This is a genomic window from Frigoribacterium sp. PhB24, from assembly GCF_003755185.1.
GTDB lineage: Bacteria > Actinomycetota > Actinomycetes > Actinomycetales > Microbacteriaceae > Frigoribacterium.
Genome location: NZ_RKIC01000012.1, coordinates 247,553 through 263,850, shown reverse-complemented (window position 1 = coordinate 263,850; position 16,298 = coordinate 247,553). Strand labels below are relative to the sequence as shown.

General features: G+C 73.0%; 11 protein-coding genes. 5 read left to right on the top strand and 6 right to left on the bottom strand.

The annotated features are described in order from the left end of the window. Window positions 1–163 precede the first annotated feature (163 nt). The 3 genes from EDF50_RS11195 (at window position 164) to EDF50_RS11185 (ending at window position 6,714) form a co-directional block, all read left to right on the top strand. The gene (locus EDF50_RS11195) at window positions 164–823 is read left to right on the top strand and encodes a hypothetical protein (RefSeq protein ID WP_123519607.1); all 660 of its coding nucleotides are present in this window, start codon (window positions 164–166) and stop codon (window positions 821–823) included. A 114-nt stretch (window positions 824–937) separates the two neighbouring features. Next, window positions 938–5,653 (top strand): PKD domain-containing protein, encoded by a 4,716-nt coding sequence (locus tag EDF50_RS17070; protein ID WP_123519606.1) that lies wholly within the window; start codon window positions 938–940, stop codon window positions 5,651–5,653. After that, complete coding sequence (locus EDF50_RS11185; protein ID WP_123519605.1) at window positions 5,650–6,714, top strand: glycosyltransferase; 1,065 nt, start codon at window positions 5,650–5,652, stop codon at window positions 6,712–6,714. Before EDF50_RS17070 ends, EDF50_RS11185 begins: the two co-directional genes overlap by 4 nt. A 2-nt stretch (window positions 6,715–6,716) precedes the next feature. Here EDF50_RS11185 and EDF50_RS11180 read toward each other — a convergent pair whose 3' ends face one another. Next, window positions 6,717–7,709 (bottom strand): glycosyltransferase family 2 protein, encoded by a 993-nt coding sequence (locus tag EDF50_RS11180; RefSeq protein ID WP_233570564.1) that lies wholly within the window; start codon window positions 7,707–7,709, stop codon window positions 6,717–6,719. 76 nt (window positions 7,710–7,785) lie between these two features. Here EDF50_RS11180 and EDF50_RS11175 point away from each other — a divergent pair, with 76 nt between their 5' ends. Both EDF50_RS11175 and EDF50_RS11170 read left to right on the top strand, forming a co-directional pair. After that, window positions 7,786–8,724, top strand: coding sequence for a glycosyltransferase family 2 protein (locus tag EDF50_RS11175; protein ID WP_233570562.1), 939 nt, complete (start codon window positions 7,786–7,788; stop codon window positions 8,722–8,724). Window positions 8,725–8,855: 131 nt separating this feature from the next. After that, window positions 8,856–9,455, top strand: a complete 600-nt coding sequence (locus tag EDF50_RS11170; RefSeq protein WP_123519602.1) for a hypothetical protein — start codon at window positions 8,856–8,858, stop codon at window positions 9,453–9,455. A 29-nt stretch (window positions 9,456–9,484) separates the two neighbouring features. Here the strand turns inward: EDF50_RS11170 and EDF50_RS11165 are convergent, their stop codons facing one another. From EDF50_RS11165 to EDF50_RS11145, 5 genes are all read right to left on the bottom strand, one after another. Next, window positions 9,485–10,849 (bottom strand): hypothetical protein, encoded by a 1,365-nt coding sequence (locus tag EDF50_RS11165; protein ID WP_148076822.1) that lies wholly within the window; start codon window positions 10,847–10,849, stop codon window positions 9,485–9,487. A 215-nt stretch (window positions 10,850–11,064) separates the two neighbouring features. After that, window positions 11,065–12,072, bottom strand: a complete 1,008-nt coding sequence (locus tag EDF50_RS11160; RefSeq protein ID WP_233570559.1) for a glycosyltransferase family 4 protein — start codon at window positions 12,070–12,072, stop codon at window positions 11,065–11,067. Continuing rightward, a complete protein-coding gene (locus EDF50_RS11155; RefSeq protein ID WP_199738735.1) occupies window positions 12,069–13,601 on the bottom strand; it encodes a lipopolysaccharide biosynthesis protein in 1,533 nt (510 codons plus the stop codon). Before EDF50_RS11155 ends, EDF50_RS11160 begins: the two co-directional genes overlap by 4 nt. After that, complete coding sequence (locus EDF50_RS11150) at window positions 13,598–14,713, bottom strand: glycosyltransferase family 4 protein (RefSeq protein ID WP_199738734.1); 1,116 nt, start codon at window positions 14,711–14,713, stop codon at window positions 13,598–13,600. The genes EDF50_RS11155 and EDF50_RS11150 overlap by 4 nt, the downstream gene beginning before the upstream one ends. Beyond that, window positions 14,710–16,209: a polysaccharide biosynthesis tyrosine autokinase gene (locus tag EDF50_RS11145; protein WP_158612696.1), complete on the bottom strand. Its 1,500-nt coding sequence runs from the start codon at window positions 16,207–16,209 to the stop codon at window positions 14,710–14,712. The genes EDF50_RS11150 and EDF50_RS11145 overlap by 4 nt, the downstream gene beginning before the upstream one ends. Between the last annotated feature and the right edge of the window lie 89 nt (window positions 16,210–16,298).

Sequence of the window (16,298 nt, the reverse complement as noted above, 5' to 3'; positions counted from 1 at the left end):
GCCGTCCTCACGCGTGGCCGACCGCGGGCCGTCGCCTCGGGCGAGGGAGAGGGCGACCGGACCGACGGGTCGGGTGCGGGTGGCCCGGAGTGCTGGCATGCTAGCAGCGGCCCTGGACCCCGCCGGCGTCCGGCGGGACGGGCCACCCGAACGAGGAGCCGCCATGTCGCCAGACGACCAGACGCCGACCGACCCGACCACCCCCCGATCCCGACGACGCCTCGTGGTCGTCGCCGGTGTCGTCGCGGTCGTGCTCGCACTGCTCGTCGCCTTTGTCATCGTGCCCGCCGTCTCGGACGGGGACTCCGACGGGCCCGGCGCGGCCGGGACGGCGTCCGGCTCGCCGTCGCCCTCGGCCGCCGCGCCGTCGGACGGTGGCACGGCGGCTCCGACCGACACCGCGCCTCCTGCGGCGGGCCCCGACACACCCGAGGCACCACCCGTCGGCCTCGACGAGTCGCCCACCGTCGTCGACGGGGTGACGGTCAGGGTGAAAAGCCTCGACGGGGCGGACGGAGAGGCCACGTTGCCCGGGGAGGTGTCGGGCCCGGCGGTCCGCGCCGAGCTCGAGATGTACAACGCCTCGACGGCCCCCGCCGACCTGTCGACCGTCGTCGTCAACCTGGCCTACGGCACCGACCGGACGCCCGCGAACACCTTCTCGACCGGGACTTCTTCGTTCCCGACCTCGGTCGCGCCCGGGGCGACCGCCACGGGCGTCTACGTCTTCGCGGTGCCGGCCGACGACCAGGGCGACCTCCGGCTGACCGTCGACTACGCCGTCGACGTGCCCGTCGTGGTCTTCGAGGGGTCGACCTCGTAGAGCGACTGTACCCACAACGGGGGCCATTGTCCCCCCTTGGGGGGACCTTATAGTCGTCAAGCCATCGGTACCCGAATGCCGGTGTCACTTACCCGACCCGAATGAGGCTCCCCCATGGGAAGAACCGTCTCGTCGCGCCTTCGCCTGCCCGCGATCGTCGCTGCGTCCGCCGTGCTCCTGTCCGTCCTGATCGGAGTCCAGCCCGCCCAGGCCGACTCCGCACCCGCCGACCCGACCTCGCCGTCGACCCCGGCGACCGTCACGGCCGACGCGCTACCGACACCGCAGATCGACGGCTCCGTCTTCTCGCAGGTCATCGTGGGCAACACCGTCTACGCCGCGGGCAAGTTCACCAAGGCACGCCCGGCCGGTGCGGCCGCGGGTGTCAACGAGGTCCCGCGGAGTTACCTCCTGGCCTACGACATCACGACCGGCGTCCTGTCGACCAGCTTCGCGCCCGTCATCGACGGCCAGGTCAAGGCCCTCGCCGCCTCGCCCGACGGCAAGCGCCTCTACATCGGCGGCGCGTTCACCAAGGTGAACGGCGTCAACAAGTACCGCCTCGCCGCACTCGACCCGACCACCGGCGCCCTCGTCACGAGCTGGAACCCCGGCACGAACGCGACGGTCAACGCCATCGCGGCCGTCGGACCCACCGTCTACGTCGGCGGAGTCTTCTCGAGCATCGGCAAGGACACGCGCCCGAAGGCCGCCGCGGTCACCGCATCCAACGGCACGAACCTGCCGTGGTCGCCCCAGGTCGCGGGCGGCGACGTCCTCGGTCTCGTGGCGAGCCCCGACGGTTCCAAGATCGTGCTCGGCGGCTCGTTCACCTCGGTCAACGGTTCGGCACAGCCCGGGCTCGGCATGGCCATGGTGGACTCGACCACCGCCGCCAGCCTGCCCCTGCAGGCGAACGACGTCGTCCGCAACGGTGGCACGCAGTCGGCGATCTACAGCCTCAGCGCGACGGCCAACGGGTTCTACGGCTCGGGCTACACCTTCTACGGCGACGGGCGACTCGAGGGCGCGTTCAAGGCGTCCTGGAACGGCGACCTCAAATGGGTCGAGGACTGCCACGGCGACACCTACTCGGTCGCGGCCAACAGCACCGCCGTCTACGTCGCCGGTCACCCGCACTACTGCGGCAACATCGGTGGCCAGCCGCAGACCGAGCCCTGGACCTTCCAGCGCGCGATGGCCTTCAGCGACTCGGCCACGCAGACCGTGACGAACGACCCTTACGGCTACTACAACTTCGCGGGCACACCCGCTCCCAGCATCCTCAACTGGTTCCCCGACTTCGGGACCGGCACCTACACGGGCCTCAGCCAGGGCCCCTGGAGCGTCGCCGCCAACGACAAGTACGTGGTCTACGGCGGTGAGTTCCCCACGGTCAACGGCAAGGCACAGAACGGCCTCGTGCGCTTCGCGGTGTCGGGCCTCGCCCCGAACAAGATGGGCCCTGAGGCTTCGGGCGCCCTCTTCACCCCGAACCTCGTCTCGCTGACGTCCGGCACGGTCCGCGTCAGCTGGCAGTCCAACTGGGACAAGGACAACGCGAACCTGAGCTACGCCGTCTACCGCGACGGCGACCTGGCGAACCCCGTCTACACGACCACGTCGGCCTCGACCTTCTGGAAGCGGCCCGCCCTGGGCTTCATCGACAAGGACCTCGCCCCCGGCAGCACCCACAGCTACCGCGTCCGCGCCACCGATCCGCTCGGCAATACGGTCCTGGGTGACGGCGTCGACGTCACGGTGACCGCCGACAAGGTCTCGCCCTACGCCACACAGGTCGCCGCCGACGGCGCCACCTCGTTGTGGCGCCTGGGTGAGAAGAGCGGCTCGACGGTCTACGACTGGGTCGGTTACGACGACCAGCAGGCCCAGGCCGGTGTGACGCGTGGCACCACCGGTCAGACCACGACGGACTCCGACGGCTCGAGCACCTTCTCGGGCACCGACACCGGTCTCTCGTCGACCGCCTCCGCGATCACCGGCCCGCAGACCTTCTCGGTGGAGGCCTGGTTCCGCACGACGTCGACCACCGGCGGCAAGATCGTCGGCTTCGGCAGCAACCGCACCGGCGCCTCGAATTCGTACGACCGGCACCTCTACATGGACCCCCGGGGCCGCGTGTCCTTCGGCGTGTACCCGAACGCGAGCCGCGTCATCACGAGCCCGACGGCACTGAACGACGGCCAGTGGCACCAGGTGGTCGGCACGCTGAGCTCGGCCGGCCAGTCGTTCTACGTCGACGGCAAGAAGGTCGCGACCGACGCCGGGACGACGGGAGCCCAGGACTACACGGGCTACTGGCGCATCGGTGGCGACAACAACTGGGACGGCGCCCCGTACTTCCAGGGCGACATCGACGACGTGTCGGTGTACCCGGCGGCCCTGAGCGCCAAGCAGGTCGACGGCCAGTGGGTCGCGTCGGGACGCACGAGCAAGCTGCCCAAGGCGCCTGTCGACGCCTACGGCGCCCGGGTGTTCCAGGACGACCCCGAGGCCTACTTCCGCCTCGACGGTGACGGTTCGGCGGTCGCCGCCGACGCGTCACCGGTCGGCACCGACGGCGTCGTCAGCGGCGGTGTCACCACGGGCGGCACCTCGGCCGTCGGCGGCTCGGGTCGGTCGGCGACGTTCAACGGGCAGGACGCCGGCGTCGCGACGACGACCTCGTACGACAGCCCGAACAGCTACACGCTCGAGACCTGGTTCAACACGACCACGACCTCGGGGGGCAAGCTGATCGGCTTCGGCAACCAGCAGACCGGCTACAGCGGCAACTACGACCGCCACGTCTACATGGAGCAGGACGGTCGCCTGCAGTTCGGCAACTGGACCGGACAGATGAACCTCGCGAGCAGCACGGCGAGCTACAACGACGGCCGCTGGCACCACGTCGTCGCGACCCAGGGCTCCGACGGCATGAAGCTCTACGTCGACGGCGCCCAGGTCGGGTCGAACGCCGCCACCGGCTCGGACGGCTACCGCGGGTTCTGGCGCCTCGGCGGCGACAGCTCGTGGAACTCGGGTTCGAGCTACTGGGCCGGCAGCCTCGACGAGGCCGCGGTCTACGCCCGGCCGCTCGACGCCACCACGGTCGCCCAGCACTACGCGCTCGGCACGAACAAGCCGAACGCGGCCCCGACCGCCGCCTTCTCCTCGGCGGTGACCGGACTCGGCGCAGCCTTCGACGGCAGCGCCTCGGCCGACGGCGACGGCTCGGTGGCCTCGTACGCCTGGGACTTCGGTGACGGCAGCCCCTCGGCCTCGGGTGCCAAGCCCACGCACAGCTACGCCGCGGGCGGCACGTACACGGTCACCTTGACCGTGACCGACGACCGGGGTGCCGTCGGCACCTCGACCGCGACCGTCACGGTGACGCCTCCTCGCGTGAACACGGCACCCACCGCCTCGTTCGCCTCGACCGTCGACCACCTGGTCGTCGCCGTCGACGGGAAGGCCTCGACCGACCCCGACGGCAGCATCGCGTCGTACCGTTGGGACTTCGGTGACGGCACGGCCTCGACCACCGGCTCGACCAGCGGCCACACGTACGCCGCGGCCGGCACGTACACCGTGACCCTCACGGTGACCGACGACGAGGGCGCCACCGGCACCTCGACCGGCACGGTCACCGTCGCCCCGGCCCCACCGGCGAACGTCGCCCCGACGGCCTCCTTCACGAGCGCCACGACGGGTCTGGCGGTGTCGACCGACGCGTCGGCCTCGACCGACCCCGACGGCACCCTGGCCGGCTACGCCTGGACCTTCGGCGACGGAGGCACGGCCACCGGCAGGACGGCGTCGCACACCTACGCGGCGGCCGGCACCTTCACCGTGACCCTCACGGTGACCGACGACAAGGGCGCCACCGGCACCTCCACCGGGACCGTCACGGTCGCGCCGATCCCGAACGCGGCCCCCACGGCGTCGTTCACGACCGCCACCGACAAGCTCTCGGTCACCACCGACGGTCGTGCCTCGACCGACGCCGACGGAACCGTCGCCGCGTGGGCTTGGGACTTCGGTGACGGAGCCACCGCGACCGGCAGCACGGCGAAGCACGACTTCGCGACCGCCGGTACGTACACGGTGACCCTCACGGTGACCGACGACAAGGGCGCCACCGGGACCCGCACCTCCACGGTGACGGTCACCGCGCCTCCCGTGGTCACGGCCGTCGTGCAGGACGGCTTCGGCCGGACGACGACCGGCGGCTGGGGCACGGCCGAGGTCGGCGGCAGCTGGACCCGCACGGGCAGCGCGTCGCAGTACGCGGTCACCGGTGGGGTCGGCACGCAGTTCCTCGGAGCAGCGGGGTGGAACACGTCCATGGCCCTCACCGGCGTCACCACGACGGATGCCGATCTGCGGACCAGCGTCAGCCTCGACAAGGCGGCCACCGGCGGCGGTACCTTCGTGTACGTCACCGGTCGCAAGGTCGCGACGAACTCGGAGTACCGCGCGACCCTGCGCTACCGCTCCGACGGGCGTGCGGTCGTCGCCCTGACGGCGTTCAAGGGCTCGACCACCGGCGTCAACCTGGTCGGCGAGACCCTCGTGCCCGGCACGATCACCCCCGGTGCCAAGCTCAACGTGCGTCTCGAGGTCAGCGGTTCGGGCACGACGACGATCCGCGCGAAGGTCTGGGCGGCCGGCACGACCGAACCGACGGCCTGGAACGTGTCGACCACCGACACGTACGCGGGGCTGCAGGCTCCCGGCTGGGTCGCCCTCGGCGCCTACGCCTCGGGCAGCACCACCAACGCCCCGCAGACGGTCTCGTTCGACGACCTGAGCGTCTTCAAGCCGTGACGGGCGTCGTCCCGGAGCCCTCGAGCAGGCTCGTCGTCCAGCAGTCGTTCCCCCGACCGCGGCCGACGACGAACCCCTACCTCGTGATGCTCCGGGACGCCGTCGGTGCGGTCCCCGGGGTCGAGGTGCGCACCTTCGACTGGAAGGGTGCGCTGCTCGGCCGCTACGACGTGTTCCACGTGCACTGGCCCGAGATCCTCGTCTCGGGGCAGAGCCCGCTCAAGGCGCTCGTGCGGCAGGCGTTGACCGTGGCCCTGGTGACGAAGCTGCGACTGACGCGCACCCCGATCGTCCGCACCGAGCACAACCTCGATCTGCCGAGGGGCATCTCGCGCCGTGAGCGCGTCCTTCTGCGCTGGATCGAGCGACGCACCACGCTCTGGGTGCGACTGAACGACGAGACGCCCGAGCACCCCGACGCCCTCGGGGCGCTCATCCCCCACGGCCACTACGTCGACTGGTTCGCGCGCTGGCCGTGGCCGTCGCGCGAGGCCGGCCGGGTGTCGTACTTCGGCTTCATCCGGCGGTACAAGGGCGTCGACGGCCTCGTCCGCGCCTTCCGCGGGGTGCGTGGGGACGACCGGAGGCTCCACGCCGCCGGCAAGCCCTCGACACCCGAGCTCGCGCACGGTCTCGAACAGCTCGCGGCCCACGACCCCCGGGTCAGCCTCGACCTGCGGTTCCTGGACGACGAGGGCCTCATCGACACCGTGCGGCGGGCCGAACTCGTCGTGCTGCCCTACCGCGAGATGCACAACTCGGGCGGGGTGCTGACCGCCCTGTCGCTCGGCCGCCCGGTGCTCGTGCCCGCCAACGAGGTCAACGCGCGCCTGGCCGACGAGGTCGGGGCCGACTGGGTGCGTCAATACTCGGACGAGCTCGCGTCCGACGACGTCGAGCACGCGCTCGAGGCGGCGTCACGCCTGCCGGAGGACGCCCGCCCCGACCTGTCGGCCCGCGACTGGGACCGTGCCGGCGAGGCCCACGTCGCTGCCTACCGACGGGCGATCGACGCCGTGGGCGGTCGGGCGTCGGGCAGCGGCCGACGGGCTCGCTCGTGAGCTCAGCCGTCGCCGCGGCCGTACTCGCAGTACCCGGCACCCCACGCGCCCGCCACCATGCCGGCGCCGCGGGCCATCGTGCGGATGCCGCGGGCGCGCTGGCCGAGCGACCGTCGACCGAGCGGTCGGGTGACCGTGCCCACCGCGTAGCGGGCCAGCCCGCCCGCGACGCGCACGACGCCCTTCGCCGAGAGCCGGAGGCGCGTGGCCAGTCGCGAGGCCCCTCGCTCGGACAGCATCACCGAGGTCAACGCCCAGCCGTTGCCGCTGCTGTAGGCCCGCTGCACCACCCAGCGCCGGGTGACGCGGTGAGCGGGGACGACGTCGGTGACGACGGCCTCGGCGCACCAGAGGATCGTTCCGCCGCCCGCGACGAGGCTGCGGGTGAAGAGGGTGTCCTCGCCACCGAGCTGACCGAGCGCCACGTCGAAGGTCAGCCCCTGGCGGCGCACCTCGGCGAGGTCGAGCAGCAGGTTGTTGGTGGCGGCCACGTCGACGGAGGTACCGGTCGCGAGGCGGCGACGCACGAAGAACCGGCCCTCGACGATGAACGGCTCGGGTTCGACCTCGTACTCGCTGCGCACGGGCCCGACGACGGCCGCGGCGCCGGTCTCGGCCTGCAGGGCGACCAGCGCGCCCAGCCACGCCTCGGACGGCCGCTCGTCGTCGTCGATGAAGACCAGCAGGTCGCTGTCGCCGCTCTCGCCCAGGGCCCGGTTGCGGGCCGAGGCGATGCCCGGCGTGGCCTCGACGACGTAGTCCACGGTCACACCGTCACCGGTGCCGGCCGCGGCGAGCGCCGCCGCCTCGACGCGTTCACGTCCCGAACCGCTCGCGTCGTTGTCGACGACGAGCACGCGCGCCTCGACGCCGAGCGCGCGCACGCCACGGGCCTGGTCCACGAGCAGCGGCAGCACCGCGTCGAGATCACGCGGCCGGCGGAAGGTCAGCACGGCGATCGTCAGGAGGCGCGGTGCGGTCGGGTCGGTCGTCACAGCCCCCAGCATGTCAGGTCGGCGACCGGCGCCGGGTCGCTCGCCGCGCCTCCTGCGGGTGGACGGGGGACGAACCGTGGGTGAGTCGCTCGCCGGTCTGTCGGTGGTGGTCGTCAACTACGGCTCGACCGACCTGCTGCGGCAGAACCTCGCGCCCGTCTCGCGGGCGACCGACGGTCTCGTCGTGGTCGTCGTCGACAACTGGTCGGGTTCGGCCGAACGTGCCCGGGTGACCGAGCTGGCCGCGGCCGAGGGGTGGCTGGTCGTCGCTCCCGACGGCAACGAGGGCTTCGGCACCGGGGTCAACCTCGGCGTCGCCCGGGCCCGCGAGGCCGGGGCGCGCCACCACGTGCTGCTCAACCCGGACGCCGTCGCGAACGCCGGGGCCCTCGCCGCCCTGCGCCGCGCCTCCTCGTCCGAACCGTTGACGATGAGCGCGCCGACCGTGCTGCGCCCCGACGGCAGCCTCTGGTCGGCCGGCAGCGACCTCTACCTCGACGACGGCCGCATCCGGTCGCGTCGTCGACGCGAGCCCGGCGCCCGCGTCGAGGAGTGGCTGAGCGGCGCCTGCCTCGTGCTGAGCGACGAGCTCTGGCAGCGCTGCGGAGGCTTCGACGACGACTACTTCCTGTACTGGGAGGACGTCGACCTGTCCCGTCGCGTGGTCAGCGCAGGAGGCGCGCTGCGACTGCTCGAGGACGTCACCGTCGTCCATGCCGAGGGCGGCACGCAGACCGCCGGCGGGGCGGACCGGTCGGGGCAGGCGAAGTCGGCCGGCTACTACCGGTACAACATCCGCAACCGGCTGATGTTCGCCGCGAAGCACCTCGGTGACGACGACCTGCGCCGGTGGCGCGGGCTGACCCCGCGCATCGCGTGGGAGGTGCTGCTGCAGGGCGGCCGGCGACAGTTCGTCCGATCGCCGGGCACGCTGCTCGTCGGGCTGCGGGCCGTGCTCGAAGGGCGTCGGATCGTCGCGGCCGAGTTGCGGCGGCGTGCTGCGGGCGCTCCGTGATGACTTCATCGAAGGCAGACTCGAGGGATCGTCCGCCGAGGCACGTGGGGGCGGTGCGGCGTGGCTGGAGCGTCTACCGGGCGCGCCGGGCTGAGTTCCTCGACGCCGGCAGGGTTCGCCGCAGAACGCGCGTGAGCGGGCTCGCCGCCACCGCCCTCGGGGCCTTCCTCGTCGTCGCCGACGCGTGCTGGGGCCTCGTGGACGGGCCGCCCGCCCGTGACGCCGCCACGATCGCGCTCTTCTCGGCCGGCCTGGGCTGTCTGGTCGCGACGCTCTGCCCGGTGGTCGACCGTTCGGCCGCTCCCGCGCCCGGGGCTCCGCTCGGGGACTGGCGCCGGAGTGAACGCATCGAGCGTCAGTTCGGCGCGCGCCCGCCCGAGATCGAGCCCGCCGACCGCGACGAGGTCGTCGCGGCGGCCGGGCGGCTGATCGGCACGTCCGTGGCCGTCGTGAGCCGATCCGTCTGGTTGCCGGCGGCGTGGCTCCTCGCCTGGGCCGCACTCGTCGTCTCAGGGCTCCCGTCCGACGGCCAGCTGACGTTCCTCGTGCTGCCGGCGCTGCTCGGCCTCATCCAGTCGGCGACGTGCCTGGGCTCCGTGGTCGCCGTCGGACGGGCCGACGCGGCACGTGATCGGGCGCTGGTGCTGCCGCCGGCCCCGCCGCCACCCGCCCGGTCGGCCCCGCCACGAGAGGGCCGTCGCGGCTCGCAACTGGACCTCCCGGGCGACTGACGGCTCCTGGGCCCGGCCACCCGCTGCGATCACGCCGGGGTGTCAGGCGGTGGTACCCGCGGCCCGGCCACGCTCCCGTCGACGACGGGCAGGTAGGCGGTCACGCCGGCCCACTCCCCCGCGAGGCCCGGGTAGACGCGCAGCGCCGCGGTGGGCACGACCTCCCAGGTGTCGAAGTCCTCTTCGCCATGCCGCATCTCCGCCATCGCCGGGTACTCACCCGCCAGGCCCCGAGGCCACCGTTCGGGCGGGTCGTCGTGACTCCGCTGCGCCCGACCGGACTCGCGCAGGGCGTCCCGTCGTCCATCCGACAAGGGCCGGAGGACACCCACCGCCTCGAGCCATTCGACGACGAGGGCCACGGCGTCCTCGGCCAGGGTCCGCGCGTCGCCGACGCCGCGCCAGGTCAACTCGTCGTCGAGGGCGGACCGGGCGGCTCCGACCGCGGCCACCCAGGGCACGACGAAGTCGGGCGCGAACGGACCGCGGTCGTTGATCTCCGCGGCCCGCTCGGGGGCGTCGACGATCTCGACCAGCAGACGCGCCTCCGCGGCGGCGAACCACCCGGCAGCGGTCTCGTCGGCGCTGCTGCCTGCCGTGCCGGCGTCCGCCGGATAGGCGATCGTCGCCCGGCCCTCCGCCTCGGTGTGTCGCTGCCCGGGGATGTCGCGGTCCCTCCGATCCAGCGAGCGGCGTTCGAGTCCGAGCAGTTCGGCGAGTGCCTCGACCCGTCGCCTGATCTCGTCCCTGATGGGGAAGACGTCGACGAGACCGGCACCGATCGGGTCGGGCACGTCCCAGTCGAGCACGGGTGTCGAGCGAGGCACGGGAAAGGCGTCCGGACACCCGAGCCGCACCACGAGGTCGGCCGCTCGGACCGGGGCCGCCATGACTCGCTTCGGTGTCTGCCCGGGTGCCACCCAGACGTTGTCCATTCCCATCACGATGGACACGTCGCGCTGCGTCACGGGCGGCACCGGCCCGTCCGGCGGGTCGATGCCGCGGACGTCGACGAAGTACTCGTCGTCGACGAGGACGCGCAGGTACGCGGCGGCCATCACGCTCCGTCCGAGGCCCCGAGGGCTGACGACGAGCACGGTGCGGACCCGTGCCGGGTCGATCGGGACCGTGGCCCGGCTGTGACGCGGGCGCCCGGCGCTCCTGGACGCCCCCGCACCCTCGTCACCCGGCGATCCCGACGGGCGACGCGTACGACGGACGAAGAGCCACTCGCGGGCGAACAGCACGGCGAAGAACCCGGTGAGCACGAAGGCCGCCAGGGCACCGACGTAGCCGAGCCCCACCCTGAACCAGACGGCGCCGGCGATCGGCCAGTCACCGGCCAGCCGGGCACGCTGCTCGGGGTCGGGGTCGACCCACGCGTTCGTGCTCATGACCACGACGTACACCCCGGCCAAGGCGAAGACCGGGAGCACCCACAAGGCTCGTCGTTGCGACGCGGTCACCGCGGTCGTCCGTCCGACGTCGGCACGATCGGCTCCCTCCGCCGAGGATCTCGCCCCTCGGTGCACGTCGATCCTGCCGCCCGCGACGCGCCGGGCGCCATCCCGCGTCAGAGGGCCACGGTCCTCGACGTCACGCCCCGACGTCAGCCGCCGACGAACTCCGCCAGCGACGCCGCCAGGTGCCGCGTCGTCAGGCGCTCCTCGACGAGGGCCCGACCGGCCGCGCCGAACGCGCGTGCCTCGGTCTCGTCGCCGAGCAGCCGCAGCACGTGTGCGGCGAGCGCCGACGGGTCCCCCACCGGCGAGAGCAGCCCCGTGCGCTCGTGCGCCACGTAGTCCTCGATGCCCGGTGTGTCCGTCATCACGACGGGCCGCCCCGTGGCCATGGCCTCGAGGCTGACCGTCATGCCCGACGCGTGCAGGTTGTCACGCGTCGCGACGGCCACGACCGACGCCCGCGCGTACAGCTCGGCCAACTCGCGGTGCGACACGTGCGGCACCACGGTGACGCCCGCGGGAGGCGCCGCGTCGCTCGTCGTCTGCACCACCAGCTCGACGTCCGGCCGGTCGGCGTGCACCCGCTCGAGCGCCGCGAACAGCGTGGCGGGGTCACGGTCGCGGTCGCCGCCGATGCTGAGCACCATCGGCCGGTCGGGCCACGGCCGCGCCGCGAAGAACTCCTCGTCGACCCCGAAGGTGAAGAACCCGACCGGTGGGCCGTCCTCGCCGACGAACCGTCGCAGCGGCTCGACCTGCCCCCGGCTGATCACCCAGAGCCCGCTCATCCGCCGCAGCACGTCGCGCATGCGTCCGACGTCCTGCCCGCGCTCGACCCGGTCGGTCACCCAGATCACGCCCGTGTACATCCGCTCGTGCGGCCGGGTGAGCAGCATTCGCCGGGCCACGTTCTCGTCCCAGGTCACCCCGACGTCGCTCGACGCGGCCCCGGACGAGGAGGCGCGGCGCGGCACCACCCGGTCGCGCAGCACCTGCAGGCGGCCGGGTTCGGTCACCGACGCGATGCGCGCCTCCTGGTCCGTGTCGCGCAGCGCCTCGAGGCCGTACGGCCACCGGCCGGGGCGGCGACCCGCCGCGTGGTCGGCGGCCCAGCCGGCCACGTCGCGTTCGTGGGCGAAGAGGACCTCGATCACCGCGCCTCCTTCTCGTCGTCACCGGTACGGCCGTCGCGCGCGCGCTCGTCGGCGGCCCGCTCGGCCACCGCTCGCTCGGCGATCGCCTGGTCGGTCGCGGTCTCGTCACCGCGCTGCTCGTCGACGTCGAGGCCTGCGGCCGCCGTGGTGCCGTCCGCCGACTCGTCGACCACGCCATCGGCCGCCGCCTCGGCGCGACGCCGTCCGAGGTCGCGCGACACGTACCAGAGGTTCGGCACGAGTTGGCAGAGCGCGACCGACACGGCCGAGCCCAGGACGGGCCCGGCGGCGCCGACGAGCCCGATGAACCACCACGACAACCCCAGGTTGAGCGGCACCATCAGCACGATGGGCAGCACCTGGAAGACCAGCCCGGTCTTGTCGGTCATGTACATGCCGACCGGGTACTTCGCCGCCTGCAGCCCGACGAAGACCACGAAGCCGACGAGCATCCAGCCGTCGAGCGTGATCGCCCCACCCGACACGAACCGCGCCAGGAACGGGCTCAGCACGGCGAGCGCCGTGCCCAGCACGAGCCCCCCGAGCAGGAACCACAGGGTCGGCACGGTCGGCGACTCCACCCGCCCGGCGGTGCGTGCCGCCGCGTAGACCGGCCAGAGGGCGATGCCCGCCGCCGCGACGGTCTGCAGCACGATGCCGAACAGCTGCGAGGCGAGGTTGTACTGGGCGAGCTCGTCCGGCCCGGCCAGATGGCTCAGCAGCAGGCGGCCCGTCTGCATCGCGACCGGCAGGGCGATCATCTGCACGAGCATGGGCCAGGCGAGCCCCAGCGCCGGCACGCCACGGTAGCTGCGGACGCGCGGCACCAGCTTGACGGCGGAGCCGATCTGCGGCGACAGCGCACGGGCCGCGACGATCAGGCAGATCACCGAGACGAGGCTGTTGGCCACGTACGAGATGACGGCGAGGTAGCTGCCGACCGGCACGCTGAACATGACGGCCGAGCCGATGGCGAGCAACATGAACGGCGCCACGACGGCCTGGCTGGCGACCTGCGTGCTGGTCTTCTTCAGCCCCACCAGGATTCGCTGGCCGACCGTCAACGGGATCACCAGGCCGAACACCGCGAGGCAGAGGCCCGCCGCCAGCGAGCCCCCGTCGGGCAGCAGTCCCTCGCCGAGCAGCACGGGCCACCAGCCGGCGAGCGTGATGAGCAGGGCGACGGCGACCATGATGCCGCCCGAGACGAGCAGCACCCGGAAGGCCGTGACGATCGAGCGCTTGACGAAGTCGTCCGTGCGGACCGACGACGACCCCGCGACCGCGTTGATCACGATCGCGGCGATGCCGAGGTCGGCGAACGGCAGCAGCGTCGGGAAGGTCGAGAGCAGGCCGTACTGGGCGTAGGCGTCGGTGCCGAAGTTCTGGATGATCATGCGGCTCGTGATGATGCCGAGCACGCCCGACAGCCCCATGACGATCACTTTCGTCGCCGCGGTCGAGCCGACCGCGGCCATGGCGCCGCCCCGGCGAGGACGACCGGCCGAACCCGTGGTCCCGCGGGTCACGAGACGCGACCGAACAGCCGGTCGTCCGCGGCGAGGCGTCCGTCCCGGTCGGGCAGGTCGGCCAGCACGTCGTCGGCGGTGCGCCCCGCGTCGAGGGCCTCGACGATCGCGTCGGCCAGCACCCGGTGCGACCGGGGGTCGCCGGCGACCACGTGGCCGTGAGCGCCGAGCCAGTCGGCGAGGCCGGTCTCGGTCGTCGTCACGACGGTGCACCCGTGCGACAGCCCCTCGACGATCGGTAGTCCGACCTGTTCGCGCCAGGTCGGGCTCGGCTGCGACCAGAGCACGAGCACACGTGCCTCGTCGAGCACGGAGTGGATGCGCGGGCGCGGCGGATCGACCTCGACGGTGACCGAGGGCTGCGTGGCCGACAGGGCCCGCACCTCCTGCTCGAGCGTGCCCTTGCCGAGCAGCGTCAGCGTCGCGTCGGGTCGTGCCGCGACGACGAGCGGCCAGGCGGCCGCGAGCACCCGGAGGCCCTTGCGCTCGACGAACGAGCCGACGAACGCGACCGAAGGTGGGCGGGCCCCGCCACCCCGGGCGTCCGGGTGCCGGGTGGGCAGCGCGGGCACGGTGGTCGCGACGGTTCGGGGCGACGGATCGCCGAGGAGGCGCGTGTACGTCTCACGGGCGGCGTCCGTCCCGAAGACCACCCGGTCGAGTCGCCGCCAGACCGCGCGGGCCAGCAGGCGTTCACCGCGTCGGCGCAGTCGCGTCCGCAGGCGCGGGGCCGTCGCCGCGTCGAACGGGTCGGCGTTGCCGATCAGGTAGCTGACGACGATCGTGCGGCGACCGGTGAGTCGCCGGCGCACCGCGAGCGCGGCCAGCACCATCGCGGTCGTCGGCAGGCTCGACGTCATCAGCGGCTCGTTGACCTCGAGCGTCTCGACGCGGGACCGCGCGATGAGCCAGGCCGAGCCGAGCGGGCCGGCGGGGACGAGGTCGAGCCCTTCGGCGAGCGACGCGTCGAAGTCGTACCGGGTGACCCGGTAGACGATGCTGGCGGGCGCCAGGTCGTGCGCCCGTTCGAGGTGCGCCGTGCGCAGGGACTCGTAGAGCCGGACCGCGGGGAGGCGCGGTGCGCGACTCCGAGACGGGCGGGTCGGGCTCACGAGGTGGCGTCGCCCGGGTGACCCGTGGTGCGGCGGGATCCGCCCGACGACCCCGGGTCGGCCGAGGTCGGCCCGCCGCCGGACACGGCTCGCCCACCCGCCGCCTCGCGGGCGAAGGGGAAGGTCTGCTCGTGGGACGACGTCGAGACGGGCACGAGCACCGACGGCGGCAGGTCGTGCGACGCCCGCTGCTTGCCCCCGGTGACGCCGTCGAAGACGACTCCGATCACGCGCACCTTGACGTTCTCGAGGGCATGGACCGCCGACGCGAGCCGCGGACGGGTCGACCGGCCGGCCGTGGCGACGATGACGACGCCGTCGGTCAGGCGGCCGATCTCGAGCGTGTCGGACGACGTGAGGACGGCGGGGGCGTCGACCACGACGACGTCGTAGCGTTCGCGGGCGGTCTCGAGCAGCAGCGCCATCGAGCGCGAGCTGAGCAGGGGGCTCGGGTTCGGCGGCACGTCGCCGGCCGTCAGGATGTCGACGCCGTCGCGCCACGGCGTCACGGCGGCGGCGAACTCGAGCCGGCCGACGACGACGTCGGTCAGGCCGACCTCGTCCGAGACGGCCGCGAGCTCGGCCAGGCCGCTGCCGCGCAGGTCCGCGTCCACGACCAGCACGCGGAGACCGCGTTCGGCGAAGGCCAGGGCGAGGTCGAGGGCGACCGCCGCCCGCCCCTCCCGCTCGTCGGCCGCGACGGACGAGACGGCGATGGTGCGGGTGGCCCGGTCGACGTCGGCGAACTGCAACTGGGCACGGATGCGGCGGAAGTCGTCCGCCGCCGCGCCCTGCGGCTCGTCGGACAGGGCGAGCACACCGCGGCTGCGGCGCGCGACGCTGCCGAGGAGGGGCACGAGGTGCAGTTCCTCCACGTCACGCGCGGTGCGGAGTCGGGTGTCGACCACCGAGCGGAGCAGTGCCAGCGCGATGCCGAGCACGGCACCGACGGCGAGGCCGCTCAGGGCGATCAGGCGACGGTTCGGGCTGACCGGCTGCGTCGGCGGCGTCGCCTCGGCGATCGGCGCCACGCTCAGGGTGGAGTTGCCGGCGGTGTTCTCGGGCGACAGGGCCCGGGCCTGCCGGCTCAGCGAGATCGTGACGGCGTTGGCGACGTCGGCCGCGCGCTGCGCGCTGCCGTCGACCACGGCGACGTCGATGATGACGGTGTTCAGGGGGTTCTCGGCGGTGATCTGGCGCGCCAGCTGGGTGGGGGTCAGGTCGAGCCCCATCTGCTCGATGACCGGTTCGAGCACGACGGACGAGGTCGCCAGGCGCGTGTAACTCTGCACGAGGTTCTGCGTGTACGACGACCCCTGCAACAACTCATTGGGGTCGGAACCCTCGGTCGCCGAGACGAAGACACTGCTCGTCGCCCGGAACGAGTCGGGTTGCGCCTGAGCGTAGGCGTACCCGGCGGCCCCGCCGAGGAGGGCGAGGACGACGACGAGGGGCCAACTCTTCAGGAGAGCGCGCCAGTAGTGCTGAGGATCCAACGGACACTCCCGGGTTAAGTGGTGGAACCTGGCGAGCATACCTGGAGCAGAGCAGTCCTCACGACCCCCGGTGAGGGTGGGCCGACCCG